General features: G+C 68.7%; 16 protein-coding genes. 10 read left to right on the top strand and 6 right to left on the bottom strand.

Annotation, left to right across the window (positions count from 1 at the left end):
• The first annotated feature begins 69 nt into the window (after window positions 1-69).
• From AC04ME_RS03620 to AC04ME_RS03610, 3 genes are all read left to right on the top strand, one after another.
• The gene (locus AC04ME_RS03620) at window positions 70-2,556 is read left to right on the top strand and encodes a glycogen/starch/alpha-glucan phosphorylase (RefSeq protein WP_475433603.1); all 2,487 of its coding nucleotides are present in this window, start codon (window positions 70-72) and stop codon (window positions 2,554-2,556) included.
• Between the two features lie 201 nt (window positions 2,557-2,757).
• The gene (locus tag AC04ME_RS03615; protein WP_475433601.1) at window positions 2,758-3,600 is read left to right on the top strand and encodes a DUF4097 family beta strand repeat-containing protein; all 843 of its coding nucleotides are present in this window, start codon (window positions 2,758-2,760) and stop codon (window positions 3,598-3,600) included.
• Window positions 3,597-4,223: a PadR family transcriptional regulator gene (locus tag AC04ME_RS03610; protein WP_309693471.1), complete on the top strand. Its 627-nt coding sequence runs from the start codon at window positions 3,597-3,599 to the stop codon at window positions 4,221-4,223. The genes AC04ME_RS03615 and AC04ME_RS03610 overlap by 4 nt, the downstream gene beginning before the upstream one ends.
• 160 nt (window positions 4,224-4,383) lie before the next feature.
• Here AC04ME_RS03610 and AC04ME_RS03605 read toward each other — a convergent pair whose 3' ends face one another.
• The gene (locus tag AC04ME_RS03605; RefSeq protein ID WP_056375471.1) at window positions 4,384-4,926 is read right to left on the bottom strand and encodes a universal stress protein; all 543 of its coding nucleotides are present in this window, start codon (window positions 4,924-4,926) and stop codon (window positions 4,384-4,386) included.
• A gap of 149 nt (window positions 4,927-5,075) precedes the next feature.
• On the opposite strand from AC04ME_RS03605, the gene AC04ME_RS03600 reads away from it, so the two are divergent.
• Both AC04ME_RS03600 and AC04ME_RS03595 read left to right on the top strand, forming a co-directional pair.
• Entirely contained in the window at window positions 5,076-5,264 is a 189-nt protein-coding gene (locus AC04ME_RS03600; protein ID WP_042537993.1) for a DUF3073 domain-containing protein, read from the top strand.
• A 133-nt stretch (window positions 5,265-5,397) separates the two neighbouring features.
• Window positions 5,398-6,219, top strand: coding sequence for an MOSC domain-containing protein (locus AC04ME_RS03595; RefSeq protein ID WP_475433598.1), 822 nt, complete (start codon window positions 5,398-5,400; stop codon window positions 6,217-6,219).
• Between the two features lie 42 nt (window positions 6,220-6,261).
• Here the strand turns inward: AC04ME_RS03595 and AC04ME_RS03590 are convergent, their stop codons facing one another.
• From AC04ME_RS03590 to purM, 3 genes are read right to left on the bottom strand one after another with little or no spacing between them, the layout of a single operon-like run.
• Window positions 6,262-7,593, bottom strand: coding sequence for an MFS transporter (locus tag AC04ME_RS03590; RefSeq protein WP_475433596.1), 1,332 nt, complete (start codon window positions 7,591-7,593; stop codon window positions 6,262-6,264).
• Complete coding sequence (purF, locus tag AC04ME_RS03585; RefSeq protein WP_042537998.1) at window positions 7,566-9,038, bottom strand: amidophosphoribosyltransferase; 1,473 nt, start codon at window positions 9,036-9,038, stop codon at window positions 7,566-7,568. Before purF ends, AC04ME_RS03590 begins: the two co-directional genes overlap by 28 nt.
• Window positions 9,039-9,044: 6 nt before the next feature.
• Window positions 9,045-10,175, bottom strand: coding sequence for a phosphoribosylformylglycinamidine cyclo-ligase (gene purM / locus AC04ME_RS03580; protein ID WP_042538000.1), 1,131 nt, complete (start codon window positions 10,173-10,175; stop codon window positions 9,045-9,047).
• A 62-nt stretch (window positions 10,176-10,237) separates the two neighbouring features.
• Between purM and AC04ME_RS03575 the strand changes: the two genes are divergently transcribed.
• Window positions 10,238-10,870, top strand: a complete 633-nt coding sequence (locus AC04ME_RS03575; RefSeq protein ID WP_042538002.1) for a hypothetical protein — start codon at window positions 10,238-10,240, stop codon at window positions 10,868-10,870.
• Window positions 10,871-10,895: 25 nt separating this feature from the next.
• On the opposite strand, the gene AC04ME_RS03570 is transcribed toward AC04ME_RS03575, so the two are convergent.
• On the bottom strand, window positions 10,896-11,210 hold the full coding sequence (locus tag AC04ME_RS03570; RefSeq protein ID WP_042538004.1) for a hypothetical protein: 315 nt from the start codon (window positions 11,208-11,210) through the stop codon (window positions 10,896-10,898).
• 124 nt (window positions 11,211-11,334) lie between these two features.
• Window positions 11,335-11,706: a sterol carrier family protein gene (locus AC04ME_RS03565; protein ID WP_475433594.1), complete on the bottom strand. Its 372-nt coding sequence runs from the start codon at window positions 11,704-11,706 to the stop codon at window positions 11,335-11,337.
• A gap of 64 nt (window positions 11,707-11,770) precedes the next feature.
• Between AC04ME_RS03565 and AC04ME_RS03560 the strand changes: the two genes are divergently transcribed.
• From AC04ME_RS03560 to AC04ME_RS03545, 4 genes are all read left to right on the top strand, one after another.
• Complete coding sequence (locus tag AC04ME_RS03560) at window positions 11,771-12,451, top strand: NUDIX hydrolase (RefSeq protein ID WP_056375466.1); 681 nt, start codon at window positions 11,771-11,773, stop codon at window positions 12,449-12,451.
• 47 nt (window positions 12,452-12,498) lie between these two features.
• Complete coding sequence (gene purD, locus AC04ME_RS03555; RefSeq protein ID WP_475433592.1) at window positions 12,499-13,776, top strand: phosphoribosylamine--glycine ligase; 1,278 nt, start codon at window positions 12,499-12,501, stop codon at window positions 13,774-13,776.
• 98 nt (window positions 13,777-13,874) lie between these two features.
• Window positions 13,875-14,342, top strand: coding sequence for a winged helix-turn-helix transcriptional regulator (locus AC04ME_RS03550; RefSeq protein WP_042538011.1), 468 nt, complete (start codon window positions 13,875-13,877; stop codon window positions 14,340-14,342).
• On the top strand, window positions 14,339-15,661 hold the full coding sequence (locus AC04ME_RS03545; RefSeq protein ID WP_475433590.1) for an MFS transporter: 1,323 nt from the start codon (window positions 14,339-14,341) through the stop codon (window positions 15,659-15,661). The genes AC04ME_RS03550 and AC04ME_RS03545 overlap by 4 nt, the downstream gene beginning before the upstream one ends.
• The last annotated feature ends 8 nt before the right edge of the window (window positions 15,662-15,669 follow it).

Raw genomic sequence — 15,669 nt, 5'->3', positions numbered from 1 at the left:
TTGCTGCCCAACCGATATTCTTCATCCGCGCGTCACACGAATCGGCTCGTCGCTCGCTACGGTCGTCTCGTGCCCGAATCACACTCCCCTCTGCATCCGCTCGCCCTCGCTCCCGTGATCGCTCCGCCGAGCACTGCGGATGAGTTCGTCGAGCGCTTCCTGCACAACCTCAACTTCGACCGCGGCGTCGCGCTGTCGGCATCCAGCGCGAATGACCGCTATCTCGCGCTCGCCCACACGGTGCGCGAGTACCTGATGGCACGCTGGCTCGAAGACGTGCGGCACCAGAAGGAGGTGCAGGCGAAGGGCGTCTGCTACCTCTCGGCCGAGTACCTGCTGGGCCGTCAGCTCGACAACAACCTGCTCGCGGCCGACCTCACCGAGGTCGCCGGCGAAGCCCTGGCGTCGTGCGGCGTCTCGCTCGACGAGCTGCGCGCGCACGAGGTCGAGCCGGGTCTCGGCAACGGCGGACTCGGGCGCCTCGCCGCCTGCTTCATCGACTCGCTCGCCACGATGGCTGTGCCGAGCATCGGCTACGGCATCCGCTACGAGTACGGGATCTTCCGTCAGACGTTCGTCGACGGTCAGCAGGTCGAGCAGCCCGACGCCTGGCTTGCGCTCGGCTCCCCGTGGGAGTTCGCGCGACCCGAAGACGCGCAGACGATCGCGTTCGGCGGCCACACCGAGAAATACGACGACGACGGCGTCACGCGCAGCCGGTGGGTCCCCGCGTGGAACGTGCAGGCCGTGCCCTACAACTACATGGTCCCCGGATTCCGGAACGGCCGCGTCAACACCCTCCGGCTGTGGAGCGCGGTCGCCACGAGCGCCTTCGACCTGCGCATCTTCAACTCAGGCGACTACGAAGAGGCCGTGCGAGCGCAGACGTTCGCCGAGAACATCTCGAAGGTGCTCTACCCCGAAGACTCCACCCCGCAGGGCAAGGAGCTGCGCCTGCAGCAGCAGTACTTCTTCGTCGCGGCATCCATCCACGACTTCCTCGACAACATGCTCGCCGACGGCTTCGACCTCGCGAACCTGCCCGAGCGCGTGATCTTCCAGCTCAACGACACCCACCCGGTGATCGCGGTGCCCGAGTTCATGCGCGTGCTCGTCGACGAGAAGCACCTCGAGTGGGATGCCGCGTGGGCGATCACCCAGCAGTGCTTCGCCTACACGTGCCACACGCTCCTTCCCGAGGCGCTCGAGGTCTGGCCGGTCGAACTGCTGGGCCGACTGCTGCCCCGCCACCTCGAGATCATCTACCGCATCAACGACGAGTTCCTCGTGGCGGTGCGCGAGCGCTTCGGCGACGACGAGATGCTCGTGCGCAACATGTCGATCATCGCCGAGCATCCGGAGCGCTCGGTGCGCATGGCGTACCTCGCGACCGTCGCCGGAGCGAAGGTGAACGGCGTCGCCGAGCTGCACTCGCAGCTGCTCCGCGACAAGGTGCTCAGCGACTTCGACGTGTTCTTCCCCGGCAAGTTCACGAACGTCACAAACGGGGTGACACCTCGGCGCTTCCTGCGCCTCGCCAACCCGGAACTCTCTTCGCTCGTCACCGCCGCGATCGGCGACGGCTGGACCACCGACCTCGAACGGCTGCATGAGCTCGAGCCGTTCGCCGAGGATGCCGAATTCCGCACCGCGTTCGCCGCGGTGAAGGCCGCGAACAAGCGCCGCCTGAGCGAGGTGCTGCGCGAACGGGACGGCGTCGAGATCAGCGACGGCCACATGCTCGACGTCATGGTCAAGCGTCTGCACGAGTACAAGCGCCAGCTGCTGAAGGTGCTGCACATCGTCACCACCTACGAGGGCGTGATCTCGGGGCGCATCGCCGTGTCTGACGTCGTGCCGCGAACGGCGATCTTCGGCGCGAAGGCCGCGCCCGGATACGCGATGGCGAAGCGCATCATCCACCTGATCAACGCCGTGGGCGAGGTGGTGAACACCGACCCGCGACTCGAGGGCAGACTGAAGGTCGTCTTCCCGCCGAACTACAACGTGACTCTGGCCGAACGCGTGATCCCCGCCGCCGACCTGTCGGAGCAGATCTCGCTCGCCGGCAAGGAGGCGTCTGGCACCGGCAACATGAAGTTCGCGCTGAACGGCGCGCTCACCATCGGCACGGATGACGGGGCCAACGTCGAGATCCGCGAGCTCGTCGGCGACGACAACTTCTATCTCTTCGGCATGAGCGAGCCCGAGGTCGAGGCGCTGAGCACTCGCGGCTATCGGCCGCAGGAGTTCTACCAGGCCGATGACGGCCTCCGTCGGGCGATCGACCTGATCGCATCCGGCGCCTTCTCTCGCGGCGACCGCTCGGTGTTCGAACCCGTCGTCTCGAACCTGCTCTACGAGGACCGCTTCATGGTGCTCGCCGACTACGCGTCGTACATCGCCGCGCAGGATCGGGTGGATGCCGCATACGCCGACCAGGATTCCTGGACCCGCTCCGCGATCCTCAACGTCGCCCGCACGGGGTTCTTCTCGTCCGACCGCTCGATCCGCGACTACATCGACCGCATCTGGCACACTCCGCCCCTCGTCTGAGGTCGCCGTTTCAGCACCCCACCCGTGCCGTTTTGCAGGACCGAAGCGCGACTACAGGACCATCTCCCCCGAACCGTCCTGCCGACGTGCCCGGATCCTGCAGACGGCCCGTCACCGAACACTCTTGACAAGATCGAGATATATCGTGTTACTCTTGCCACACACGATATATCGTGTTCCCTCGAACCAGGAGAAGCAGACATGACCGAGAAGTGGCTCATCGCCCCCGGCGAAGAACGCGTCATCGACATCGAGAACGTCACCCGGCTGAAGATCGGTCTGGTCGGCGGTCAGGTCGATGTCATCGCACACGACGAACCCGGCATCCGCATCGAGGTGCACGGTGTCACCACCAAAGACCTCCGCATCGAGGCGAACGACGGCGAGGTCGAGATCGACCACCCGCAGCTCGGCTGGGACAACTTCCTCGAGGTGTTCCGCAACTTCGGCTCGGGCGGCCCCAAGGCCGAGGTCAGCGTCGCCGTGCCCCGCTCGATCGCCCTGAACCTCGGCGTCGTCAGCGCCGGAGCACTCGTCTCGGGCATCCGCAACGACGCCCGCCTCAACACCGTCTCGGGTGACCTCATCGTCGACACCCTCATCGGCGACCTCACGGTCAACTCGGTGTCCGGCGACGTGCAGGTTCGCGGCCTCACCGGCTCGATCAGCGCGAACAGCGTCTCAGGAGATGTCGCCGTCACCGGCACCATCCGCCGCGCCACCGTCGACATCGTCTCGGGGTCGACGCTGGTCGACGCCGCCGGCGACGTGAACGCCATCAACGTCAACTCGGTCTCCGGCGGCACCACCGTGCGCCTCGACGAGTCACTCGCCGCGAACTACGTCGTGCGCTCGCTGAGCGGACGACTGCTGATCGACGGCGTCGAGCGCGGCTCCTCCGGGATCAACAACTACACCGGCTCGACCGGTGAACTGGCCGGTCGTTTCGTCGACCTGCGCGCGAACTCCGTCTCGGGCGGCGTCACCGTTCTTCGCCGCACGCCCAGCTCGATCGAGAACGACCCCGAATGGGAGGAAGCATGAGTCCCGCAGTGTTCTCCCACGGCGATCTCAGGCTCTACCTGCTCTCGCTGCTCGCCGAGGCGCCCCAGCATGGCTACGGCATCATCCAGGCTCTGACCGATCGCACGGGTGGCACCTACACGCCCAGCGCCGGGACCATCTATCCGCGGCTCGCGAAGCTCGAGGAGGAGGGTCTGGTCAGCAAGACCGTCGACGGCCGCACCACGATCTACGCGATCACGGATGCCGGACGCGCCGAGCTCGCGTCACGCGAGGGCGACCTCGCCGGCATCGAGGCGGGTCTCACCGACTCGGTGCGACTGATCGCCAACGAGGTGCGTCAGAGCGTCAAGGAGGCCATGAAGAGCCTTCGCGCAGACCTGGCCACGGCTGAGAAGGACGACCGCGCCGCATCCAAGTCCCGCCCGCGCACCGCGGGCGACGACGAGCGCATCGTCACTCGCGAGGAGCTGCACCGAGCGGATGCCGTCATCAACGCCTTCCGCGCACGCGTGCGCACCGACCTCCGCACCCACGTGGCGAAGGGCGGCACGCTGCCGGCATCCGTCGTCACGCAGCTGGAGGACGGGCTGGATGCCGCGGCCCGAGGGATCACGACCGCTCTGGCATCGCTCGGGCGCTGACCTCACCCCGTCGCACGTCCGAAGCCCCTCCCGTCACTCGACGAGAGGGGCTTCTGTCGTGCGGTGGGCTGGCGTCTTGCCGGTTGGCTGGGCCGTCCGGGAAGACGCCAGCCGGCTGGCGATCGGCCAGCCATCCGAACCGGAAGGGGTCGGCCGAGACCTACTCGGTCCAGATCTCGGGCTGAGTGTCGGGAACCGGGTCCTGCAGGGGCACGACGAGCACGGGCCTGTGCTGGCGATGCGCGAGGCGGGCGGCGACGGATCCCGTGAAGAACTCGCGGATCGACTCGCCGATGCCACGTTTGCGTGTGCCGACGACGATCAGCTGGGCGTCGAGCTTGGTGGCGAGCTGCTTGATGGCGAGGGCAGGGTCGCCGACGAGCTGGCGGGCCGTCCACGTCAGGCCTGTGCCGTCGAGCGCCGCAGTGGCTTCGGCCTGTACGGCCTCGAACTCGGCTGCTCCGGCGTCGATGTTGATGTCGATGGGCGCCGAGTGCACATAGCCATCGGGATCTTCGTAGGTGACGAAGCGGGTGACGTCGACGTGGGCCACCACGAGAGGCACCCGGAGGAGCCGGGCGAACCGCGCTGCTTCTTCGATCACCCGCGTGGGCTGACCCGGCTGCATCCCGACGATCACGGCCTTCTGCAGTGTCGCGTTCTGTGCGGCCTCGTCGGTGGGCGTCGAGGTGTTGTCGGTCATGAGGATCGCTCCCTTCACCAGCTGCCAACGGGCCAGTGCGGTCTGGCCGCGTGCTATTCTGAATGCTACTCTTACCGGCCCTCAGCCGGTGTCGTGAATGACTCGGGCAGATGGTTGCTCGCAGCTTAACTCGTGAGGGGGTCTCAGGCATGGGCCGTGGCCGTCAAAAGGCGAAACACACCAAGATCGCCCGCGAACTGAAGTCGTTCAGTCCGTCGGTGAACTACTCGGCGCTCGAGCGCGAACTCGCGCACCCGAGCGACGCTGAAGACGCATATGTCGACAAGTGGGCCGACGAGTATGCAGACGAAGACGAGGACGAGCTCGAAAAGGCCTGACCGCCGATTCGATCGTCGTCGACTCCCCCGTGCGATGCACGGGGGTTTCGTCGTGCCCGGAATGCCGGAACCCGTCGCTGCCGATGCCCTGTCGGTGACGGACGGACCCCTACCAGCCTGAGAGGATCTCCTCATGGCTCGTGTCGTCTCGCTCTTCCGTCACCCGATCAAGGGCTTCACTCCCGAATCCGTCGATTCGCTGATCGTGCAAGCCGACGGCCGGATCGCGGGCGATCGCGTGCTGGCGTTCCGCTTCGCCGATGCGACGGCCCCGGAGCACCACGACGGCCTCGACCACTGGCCGAAGGCGAAGGGCCTCTCGCTGCAGGACTTCCCCGGGCTCGCGGCACTGCGCACCGACTACGACGATGCTCGGCAGCGCGTGCGGATCGAGCACGCCGGAGCAGTGCTCGTCGAGGCGGGACTCGATGACGCCGGCCGTGTGGAGCTCGCGGATGCCGTGACCGAGTTCGTGCTCGCGAGCGCGGAGGGCCGGCGCATCCGACGCCCAGGACGACTGCCGCTCGTGCTGGTGGGCGACGGTGTGACGTCGAGGTTCCAGGACCGCGCTCGCGGATACGTCTCGGTGCACAGTCGCGGCAGCGTCGACGCGCTCAGCGACGCCCTCGGCTTCGGCATCGATGACCGGCGATTCCGCTCGAACGTCGTCGTCGATGACGTCGCCCCGTGGTCCGAGCTCGACTGGACGGGTGAGCTGAGCATCGGTCGGGTGTCGTTCCGCACAGCGGGCCCGATCGTTCGGTGCCTGGCGACACACGCCAATCCCGACACCGGAGCCCGTGACGCGAAGGTGCTCAAGACCCTCACGAACGACCTCGGACAGGATGAGCCGACGCTCGGCAGGCTGCTGCTTCCGCCGCGTGCCGCGGCCGACGGATCCGCCGAGTGGGCCGGCGGCACCATCAGCGTCGGCGACGAGGTGCGGGCGCACTGAGGGCACGCTGAGGTCGCACCGGTGCCGTGACCTCGCCGCGAGTCACCAGCGACCGTGCCGGCGCTCCCAGTCCTCTTCGATCGTGCGACGACGACCCGCGATCCACCCGGCGGGGATCACCGCGATCAGAACGCCGACGAGAAGCCAGAGCGGGATCTGCCAGCTGTCGGTCATGTCGTGCAGCAGACCGATCAACAGCGGGAACACCGCGGCGACCGCGTATCCGATGCTCTGCACGAACCCGCTGAGCGCCACGGCGCTCTCCGGCGTGCGCGCGCGGATGCTGAGCAGCACGAGAGCGAGCGGGAACAGCCCTGGCGCGAGGCCGAAGAACACGACCCAGATCGGCAGCGCCACCGTCGGGAGGAAGATGAATCCGAGGAGTCCGGTGAGGCCACAGGCGATCGAGATGACGAACACGGGTCGCGTGGCCTGGAACCGGACGATGAGGATGGGCACGAGCAGGGAGCACGGCAGACCCATCAGACCGAACAGTGAGAGCAGCAGCCCCGCATTCGCCGGCGTCACCCCACCCACGTCGATCATGATCGAGGGCAGCCAGGCGAAGGAGACGTAGGCCAGCGTCGACGACGCCGCGAACACCAGCGCGATGGACCATGCCATCGGCAACCGCCACAGCCGGCCGAAGACCCGGGGGTTCGCAGGCGTCGTCGCGATCGGGCCGGTCGCCACGGATGCCGCGTCGTACCCGTCGCGCTCGACCTCGGTCGAGGCGGGATCGACGCGTGTCTGCGCGGCGGCGACGGCATCCGCTCGGCTCGTGACCAGCATCGCCACCCACGGCACCAGAGCGATCGCGGCGAACACGCCCCACAGGCCGAGCGAGACCCGCCACCCCGCCGAGTCGGCGAGCGGCACCGCGACGAGCGGCGGCACGAACGTCGACACGGCCATGGTGGTCGAGTACACGGTCATCATCAGACCGAGTCGATCGGGGAAGTACTTCTTGACCAGAGGCGGCAGCAGCACGTTGCCCGAGCCGACACCCGCGAACACCACGGTCGTCGCGGCGAGCAGCGACGTCGAGTCGACGGCGAGGCTGCGCAGCAGCAGCCCGGTCGCGATCAGCGCGATCGCGACCACGGCCACGCGCTCGAGCCCGAACCGGCGCTCGAACAGCGGAGTGAGCAGACCGAAGACGGCGAAGCACACGGGCGGCGCGGCACCGATCAGACCCACGACGACCGACGAGACCGCGAAGTCCTCGGCGACGTGGTCGAGCACCGGTGACAGGGATGCCACTGCCGAGCGCAACGAGAAGGCGACCAGCACGATGCCGATCAGCGCGAGGGCGCGACCACGCCAGAGCGGCTGCGCACCCGAGGTCACGAGGTCTGCGACCCCTCCACCCACGCGAGGTACTCGTCGGAGACCGTGCCGGTGACGTACCGGCCGTCGAAGCAGCTCATGTCGAGATCGTTCAGCACGGAGCCCTCGGTGATCGCAGCCTTGAGGTCTTCCACCTCCTGGTAGACCAGGTGGTCGCAGCCCAGCTCGGTGGCGATCTCGGGGATCGTCCGTCCGTGGGCGATGAGCTCATGGCGCGACGGCATGTTGATGCCGTAGACGTGCGGGTATCGCACGGGCGGCGCGGCAGACGCGAACGTCACCGAGGTGGCACCGGCATCCCGGGCCATCTGGATGATCTGCTTCGACGTCGTGCCCCGCACGATCGAGTCGTCGATCAGCAGCACGTTCTTGCCCTGGAACTCGGTCGACATCGCGTTCAGCTTCTGACGCACGCTCTTCTTGCGCACGGCCTGGCCGGGCATGATGAAGGTGCGGCCGACATAGCGGTTCTTGTAGAAGCCCTCGCGGTATTCGATGCCCAGCTTGCGGGCGACCTCCATGGCCGCGGGGCGAGATGAATCGGGGATCGGCATGACGACGTCGATCTTGTCCATCGGCACGTGCTTGGCGATCGTGTCGGCGAGCTTGTCGCCCATGCGCAGACGCGACTCGTAGACGGAGACGCCGTTCATGACCGAGTCGGGACGAGCGAGGTAGACGTACTCGAACGCGCACGGCGCGAGCACGGGATCCTTGGCGCACTGCCTGCTGTGCAGTTCGCCCTCGTTGGTGATGAAGATCGCCTCGCCCGGCTCGACCTCGCGGACCACCTCGTAGTCGGCGTTCTCGAGCACGAGCGACTCGCTCGCGACGACCCATTCGTCGCGGCCTTCCGCGCCAGGGACGGTCGAGGGGCGACGACCGAGGATGAGGGGACGGATGCCGAACGGGTCGCGGAACGCGAGCAGACCGTAGCCCGCGATCACGGCGATGACGGCATAGGCGCCCTCGATGCGCTCATGCGTGCGCTCGACGGCCTCGAACACCCGCTCGGCATCGAGGTCGACCGTCGACGTCGTGTTCTGCAGTTCGCCGGCGAGCACGTTGAGCAGCAGCTCGGTGTCGCTCGAGGAGTTGAGGTGACGGCGGTCGCGCTGGGCCATGTCGGCCGTCAGCTCGCGCGTGTTCGTCAGGTTGCCGTTGTGGATGAGGATGATGCCGTACGGCGCGTTCACGTAGAACGGCTGCATCTCCTCTTCGTTCGACGCCGTGCCCTTGGTCGCATAGCGCACGTGACCGAGCCCGACATTCCCGAGGAGCCCGCGCATGTCGCGGGTGCGGAACGCCTCGCGGACCATGCCCTGCGCCTTGGCGTTGTGCATGACGCCGTTCGCCTCAGCTGTCGCGATTCCCGTCGCATCCTGGCCGCGGTGCTGCAGCAGCAGGAGTGCGTCGTAGATGTCCTGATTGACCGGGGCAGAGCCCACCATTCCGACGATGCCGCACATGGGCTCTTACTTCGCTCCGTCCGCATAGGCGCCGACCAGGCGCACTGCTCCACCGTCGACGCCCTTGGCGCCCTGTTCGAACTCTCCTGCCGGACGCGCGCCGAAGCCCACGGTCCCGACCTGCCACGCGGGCATGCCGTCTGCCGCGAGCGCCGCGATGGCGGCATCCTTCTTGTCGGCCGCGACGATCGCGAGGAATCCGATGCCGAGGTTCCAGGTGCCCTCGGCGGATTCCAGCGTCGACCCCGCGATGTCGCTGAGCACGCGGAAGACCGGGCTCGGCGACCACGTGCTGCGGTCGACCTCGGCCCAGCTGCCCTGCGGGAGCACACGGGCGAGGTTGGCCGCGATGCCGCCGCCGGTGACGTGGCTGAGCGAGTGCACTCCGCCCGCGCCCGTCGCGCCGCCGAGCTGCTCGATCAGACGAAGCAGCGGAAGCGTGTAGAGGCGCGTCGGCTCGAGAAGAGCCTCACCCCAGGTCTTGCCGAAGTCGGCGGCGTTGTCGCCGTAGCCGATTCCGGCGTTCGTGACGATGTGGCGCACGAGAGAGTAGCCGTTGGAGTGCAGTCCGCTGGACTCGACGGCGAGCACGACGTCGCCGTCCTGCACGCGGTCGGCCCCCAGGATGCCGTCGGCCTCGACGACTCCGGTCGCGGCGCCTGCCACGTCGTAGTCGCGCGGGCCGAGCAGCCCGGGGTGCTCTGCGGTCTCGCCGCCGATGAGCGCGGTGCCGGTGGCGGTGCACGCCTCGGCGATGCCGCGCACGATGTCGGCGATGCGCTGCGGGAAGACCTTGCCGCAGGCGATGTAGTCGGTCATGAAGAGCGGCTTCGCGCCCACCACGACGATGTCGTCGACGACCATGCCGACGAGGTCCTGGCCGATCGTGTCGTGCTTGTCGATGGCCTGCGCGATGGCGACCTTCGTGCCGACGCCGTCTGTGCTGGTCGCGAGCAGCGGGCGACGGAAGTCGCGCAGCGCGCTCGCGTCGAACAGTCCGGCGAAGCCGCCGACACCGCCGAGCACTTCAGGGCCGTGCGTAGCGCGCACGGAAGACTTCATCAGCTCGACGGCGAGATCGCCTGCAGCGGTATCGACGCCGGCTTCGGAATAGGGATTGGTGGGGGAGGCAGCCACACCTCCAGCCTACCGCCCGCGGGGCCCTCCTCTCCCCGCCCGCGATCTCCTACGATGGGGCCATGGCCGACAAGCCGCAGTGGTTGATCCGCGAGGATGCGAGCGTTCCGGTGCTCGTCGCGCTCGCGCTGCGTCAATCCCTCGGCATCCGGGCCCCCGAAGACCTGCCGAGCCTGCGCGATCTGCCCGTCAGAGCGCCGGATGCCGTCGAGGTGACGCCCGAGCTCGAGAAGCAGTGGCGCGACTTCTGGGACATGACGGTCGAACCTCGGGCGCACCCCTCCGGCGTGCCGCTCGAGCTCGTCGACGGCTTCGACACGCTCGTGGCCCTGCCTGCGACCGGTGCCGAGCAGCTCGCCGACGCGATCGCGCCGCACGCGGAGTCGGCGATGCACTTCGCCCGCGTCGCGCACGACCGCTACGTCGCGTCGATCCGCAGCTCGATGGCGAGCCGGTCGGGCAACGGCAACATCGGCGGCGAGGCGTACCGTGCCTATGCGAGCGCGATCGCCGAGTTCGAGCGGGAGATCGGGCGCCGAGCGCATTCGTTCGAACTCAACGTGCAGGTGCTGCCGTTCTCGCAGCGGGGGATCTGGTGGATCGGCGCTCTCACGGTCGCGGTGACCGACGGGCTGCGCCGCGACGTGGTGTCGTTCGACGCGGCGATCCGGCCGATCATCGCAGAGCTGGCCTGACGCGGCCTGCTGCGCACCGACCGGGTCAGTCGTTCTCGATGATCGTCTCGTGCTCGACCGTGACGACGTGATCGTGGCGGCGGGCGAGCCGCTCGAGGATCAGCGCGACGATGCTCGCGAGGGCGAAGCCGATCGGCACCGTCCACAGCAGCAGGAACCCGAACACCTGCCCTGGCGGGTAGACGACGCCGACCGCGTCGGAGGGTTCGTAACTGCCCATCATCGTCAGGATGCCGGCGGCGATGATGCCGAGCACGACGCCGATGCCCATGAACACGCCGAAGCGCGGCACGCGGCGGACGGTCGCCTCGACCGTCTGGGAGGAATCGTGGGAGGACATGCATCCATTCTCCCACCGTTGCCTGTGGGTCGCTCCCCCGTCTTCCGAGCGTCTCGACGTCGCTGTGGTGGGGCCCTCGACCTGAGGGTCCTGCGGGCGCTCAGGGTGCTGCGAGTGCTGCGGGTCAGGGACGCAGCGGCAGGACGTCCGAGAGGTCCGCGCGAGTGCCCGATGCGCTCACCCGGCCCGAGCCCGCGGCATCCGCCCAGTGCTCCGCGCCCGTGGCGACGGCGATCCAGGTCGCCGGGTCCATCTCGACGACGTTCGGCGGGGTTCCGCGCGTATGTCGAGGGCCCTGGATCACCTGCACGGCGCCGAACGGCGGCACTCGCACCTCGACGCTGTTGCCCGGAGCCTTCTCGTCGAGCAGCTGCAGCAGATAGCGCACGGCAGTGGCGAGCGGGGTGCGCTGCGGCTTCTCGCCCGTGGCATCCGCTCTCCTGACCTCATCGAGCGCCGCGCGGCCGTCGATGATGTCGATCTTCCTGGAGGGCATGGGAACAGGGTACGCCGAGCGCAGCACTGCCCTGGAGGCCCTTCGCAGGCATAGGCTCGAGGCGATGAGCCAGAATCCCGACACCCTGCACGGCGCGAGAGCCGAGCTGCTCGCCGCGGCGAAGCGCAGTGAGGGCTGGACGAGGCCTGTGCCACCGGTCGACGGCAACGCGCATCCGGCGTCCGTGCTCGTGCTGTTCGGCAAGCTCGACAGCACCCCGGCTCAGACCGACGCCACGACCATGGCCGCCGACCTCGACGTGCTGCTGCAGCGCCGAGCGGCCACGCTGTCGTCGCACCCCGGCCAGGTGTCGTTCCCCGGCGGCCGGGCCGAGGATGCGGATGCGGATGCCGTCGCCACCGCCCTGCGCGAGGCCGAAGAGGAGACCGGTCTCGACCCGGCCGGCGTCGAGATCCTCGCCACTCTTGCCGAGATCCCGCTCGCCGCGAGCAACCACATGGTCACCCCCGTGCTCGGCTGGTGGCGTTCGCCATCGCGCGTCGCGGCCGTGGATCACGCCGAGACGGTCGACGTGTTCCGTGTGCCCGTGGCACAGCTGCTCGACCCGAAGACCCGCTTCACATCGACCATTCACCGCATGGGTCGCACCTGGAAGGGGCCGGCGTTCGACGTCGACGGCACGATCGTGTGGGGTTTCACGGCGATGGTGCTCGATGCGCTGTTCGACGCCGCAGGCTGGACCATGCCGTGGGACCCGTCGGCGGAGCGCCCGGTCGAGCTCTGAGCCGCAACCCGCCGAAACGCGCGCGTCCGCCTCGGTAGTCTGGACGGGTGAAGATTCTCGTCCTCGGTTCCGGTGCCCGTGAGCACGCGATCATCCTCGCCCTGCGAGCAGAGACCGCGGAGCACGAGATCTTCGTGGCCCCCGGCAACGCCGGGATCGCGCAGGACGCGACGCCCGTCACCCTCGACATGCTCGACGGCGCCGCGGTGACCTCCTTCGCCAACGAGCACGCCGTCGACCTCGTGGTGGTCGGCCCGGAGGCCCCGCTGGTCGCCGGTGTCGCCGATGTGCTGCGCGCGCACGGCATTCCCGTGTTCGGCCCCGGCAAGGCTGCGGCGCAGCTCGAGGGATCCAAGTCGTTCGCCAAGCGGATCATGGATGCGGCCGGCGTGCCCACCGGACGAGCGGTGCGCGCCACCACGACCGCCCAGGTCGAGGCCGCGTTCGACGACCTCGGAGCCCCCCATGTGGTGAAGGCCGATGGACTGGCGGCAGGCAAGGGCGTCATCGTGACGTCCGACCGTGCCGAGGCGCTCGCGCACGCCGAGCACTATCTGCCCTCGGGCCCCGTGCTCATCGAGGAGTTCCTCTCGGGCCCCGAGGTCTCGCTGTTCTTCCTGAGCGACGGCGACACCGTGCGGGCGCTCAGCCCCGCGCAGGACTTCAAGCGTGCGCTCGACGGCGACGCAGGTCCCAACACCGGGGGCATGGGCGCATACTCGCCGCTGCCGTGGCTGGCCGACCAGTTCGGCAGCGAGCAGGCCTTCGTCGAAGAGGTCACCCGAGATGTCGCCCTGCCCGTGATCCGTCAGCTCGACGAGGAGGGCACCCCGTTCATCGGCCTGCTCTACGCCGGGCTCATCCTGACTTCCGCCGGTGTGCGCGTGATCGAGTTCAACGCCCGCTTCGGCGACCCCGAGACCCAGATCGTGCTGCCTCGTCTCGTGACGCCGCTGTCGGAGCTGCTGTTCGCCGCGGCATCCGGCACTCTCGAAGACCAGCCCGAGCCGGTCTTCAGCGACGATGTCGCGATCACCGTCGTCCTGGCCAGCGAGGGCTACCCCGAGGCTCCGCAGACCGGTCGCCCGATCGAGGGCCTGGCCGACGCCGCGGCCGTCGAGGGCGTGCGTCTCGTGCACGCTGCGACCGCGAGCCCCGATGCACCCGGCGGCTCGCTGATCGCCACCGGTGGGCGCGTGCTGAACGTCGTCGCTGTGGCATCGGACTTCCGCACCGCGCGCGACCGAGCATACGAGGCCATCGGCCGCATCTCTCTCGAGGGTTCGCACTTCCGCACCGACATCGCGGCCCGCGTCGCGGAGTAGCTCGCCCGTTCGTCGTTTTCCTGCCGACTCGCGCAGGTACTCCGCCATTCCGGACGCGGACTCTTGACACCGACAACTTTCTTCAAGAAAGTGACTGGATGCCGCTCCGCTCCGACTGGTCGACAGCCACGTGTCCGATCGCCCGCTCCGCCGATGTGCTCGCCGACCCGTGGGTGCTTCTGATCCTGCGCGAGCTGTTCTCGGGTCGCACCCGCTTCGATGAGCTGCGCGATGCCACGGGAGCCGCCGACTCCGTGCTCGCCCGGCGCCTCGCCTCGATGACCGAGGCGGGCCTCGTGCGGCGCGACGACGAACGGGGGTATCTCCTGACGGAGGTCGGCCGAGAGACCCTCCCGATCCTCCACGCCTACGCGCGATTCACGCGCGTCACCGATCCCGACGGCCCCTGGGGGCTGACCGTCAGCTGCGGGCGCTGCGGCGAGCTCGCGGCATCCGCAGACTGGTGCACGACCTGCGCCGCCCCGCTCGACGCAGACACCACCCGGTGGTCGCGTCGCAGCATGGGCGGCGAGCCGTTCGCGCTCGCATCAGGCACCGCCGCATGACCGCCGAATCGGTCGAGGAGCCGACCGACCTTCCGACACCCACGCCGCCCGCGATGCCGCAGCGCCGCATCCATCCCGCATGGATCGTCGCGCTCGTCGCACTGATCGCACTGATCGGAGCCGCCGGGTTCCGTGCTGCACCAGGGGTGCTGATACTGCCTCTGCAGGAAGAGTTCGGCTGGACCACGGCCGAGCTCTCTCTCGCCGTCACGGTCAACCTGCTGTTGTTCGGCCTCACAGCACCGTTCGCCGCCGCCCTCATGCAGCGCTTCGGCATCCGCGCCGTCACCGTGACCGCTCTGCTCGTGATCGGAGCGGGTGCTGCGCTGAGCGTCTTCGTCGCCACCCCGGCGCAGCTCATCCTGACGTGGGGCGTGCTCATCGGACTCGGCACCGGGTCGATGGCGCTGGTGTTCGCGGCCACGATCACCGACACCTGGTTCGCGACCAGGCGCGGCCTCGTGTCGGGCGTGCTCACGGCCGGAAGCGCCACCGGGCAGCTCATCTTCCTGCCGGTGATCGCCGCGGCGGCCGAGGACATCGGCTGGCGAGGGGCTTCGCTGATCATCGCCGGGGGTGCGCTCGCGGTCGTCCCCCTGGTCTGGATCTTCGTGCGCAACCGTCCGAGCGATCTCGGCGTCAACCGCTACGGCGACAGCGGACCCGTCACCGTGACCGCCCGACCGAAGGGCAGCGCGTGGGGAGCCGCTCGACTCGCGATCACCACGCTCCGCGACGCCGCGCGCACCAAGACGTTCTGGGCGCTCGCGATCGGATTCGCGATCTGCGGCGCCACGACCAACGGCCTGATCGGCACCCACTTCATCCCCAGCGCGCACGACCACGGGATGCCGACGACGACCGCAGCCGGGCTGCTCGCCGTGGTCGGGATCTTCGACATCGCCGGCACGGTGTTCTCGGGCTGGCTGACCGACCGGGTGAACCCTCGCATCCTGTTGGCCGCGTACTACGCGCTGCGCGGCGTGAGCCTGCTGTTCCTGCCGAGCCTGCTGTCGGCCGAGGTGCAGCCGAGCATCGTCGTGTTCATCGTGATCTACGGCCTCGACTGGGTGGCGACGGTTCCGCCGACCATCGCACTGTGCCGTGAGGTCTTCGGCGATCGGGGTCCCCTCGTGTTCGGCTGGGTGTTCGCCTCGCACCAGATCGGCGCCGGCATCGCCTCGTTCCTCGCGGGCATGGTGCGCGACCACACGGGCCAGTACACCGTCGCCTGGTTCGCCGCCGCCGGCCTCTGCGCCGTCGCCGCGCTGGTGAGCGCCACGATCCGCCGGCATCCGGCCGCGGTCACGTCGCCCTGATCGCCCGA

The organism is Microbacterium sp. LjRoot205, from assembly GCF_056175745.1.
This window is presented reverse-complemented; position numbering and strand designations above follow the sequence as displayed.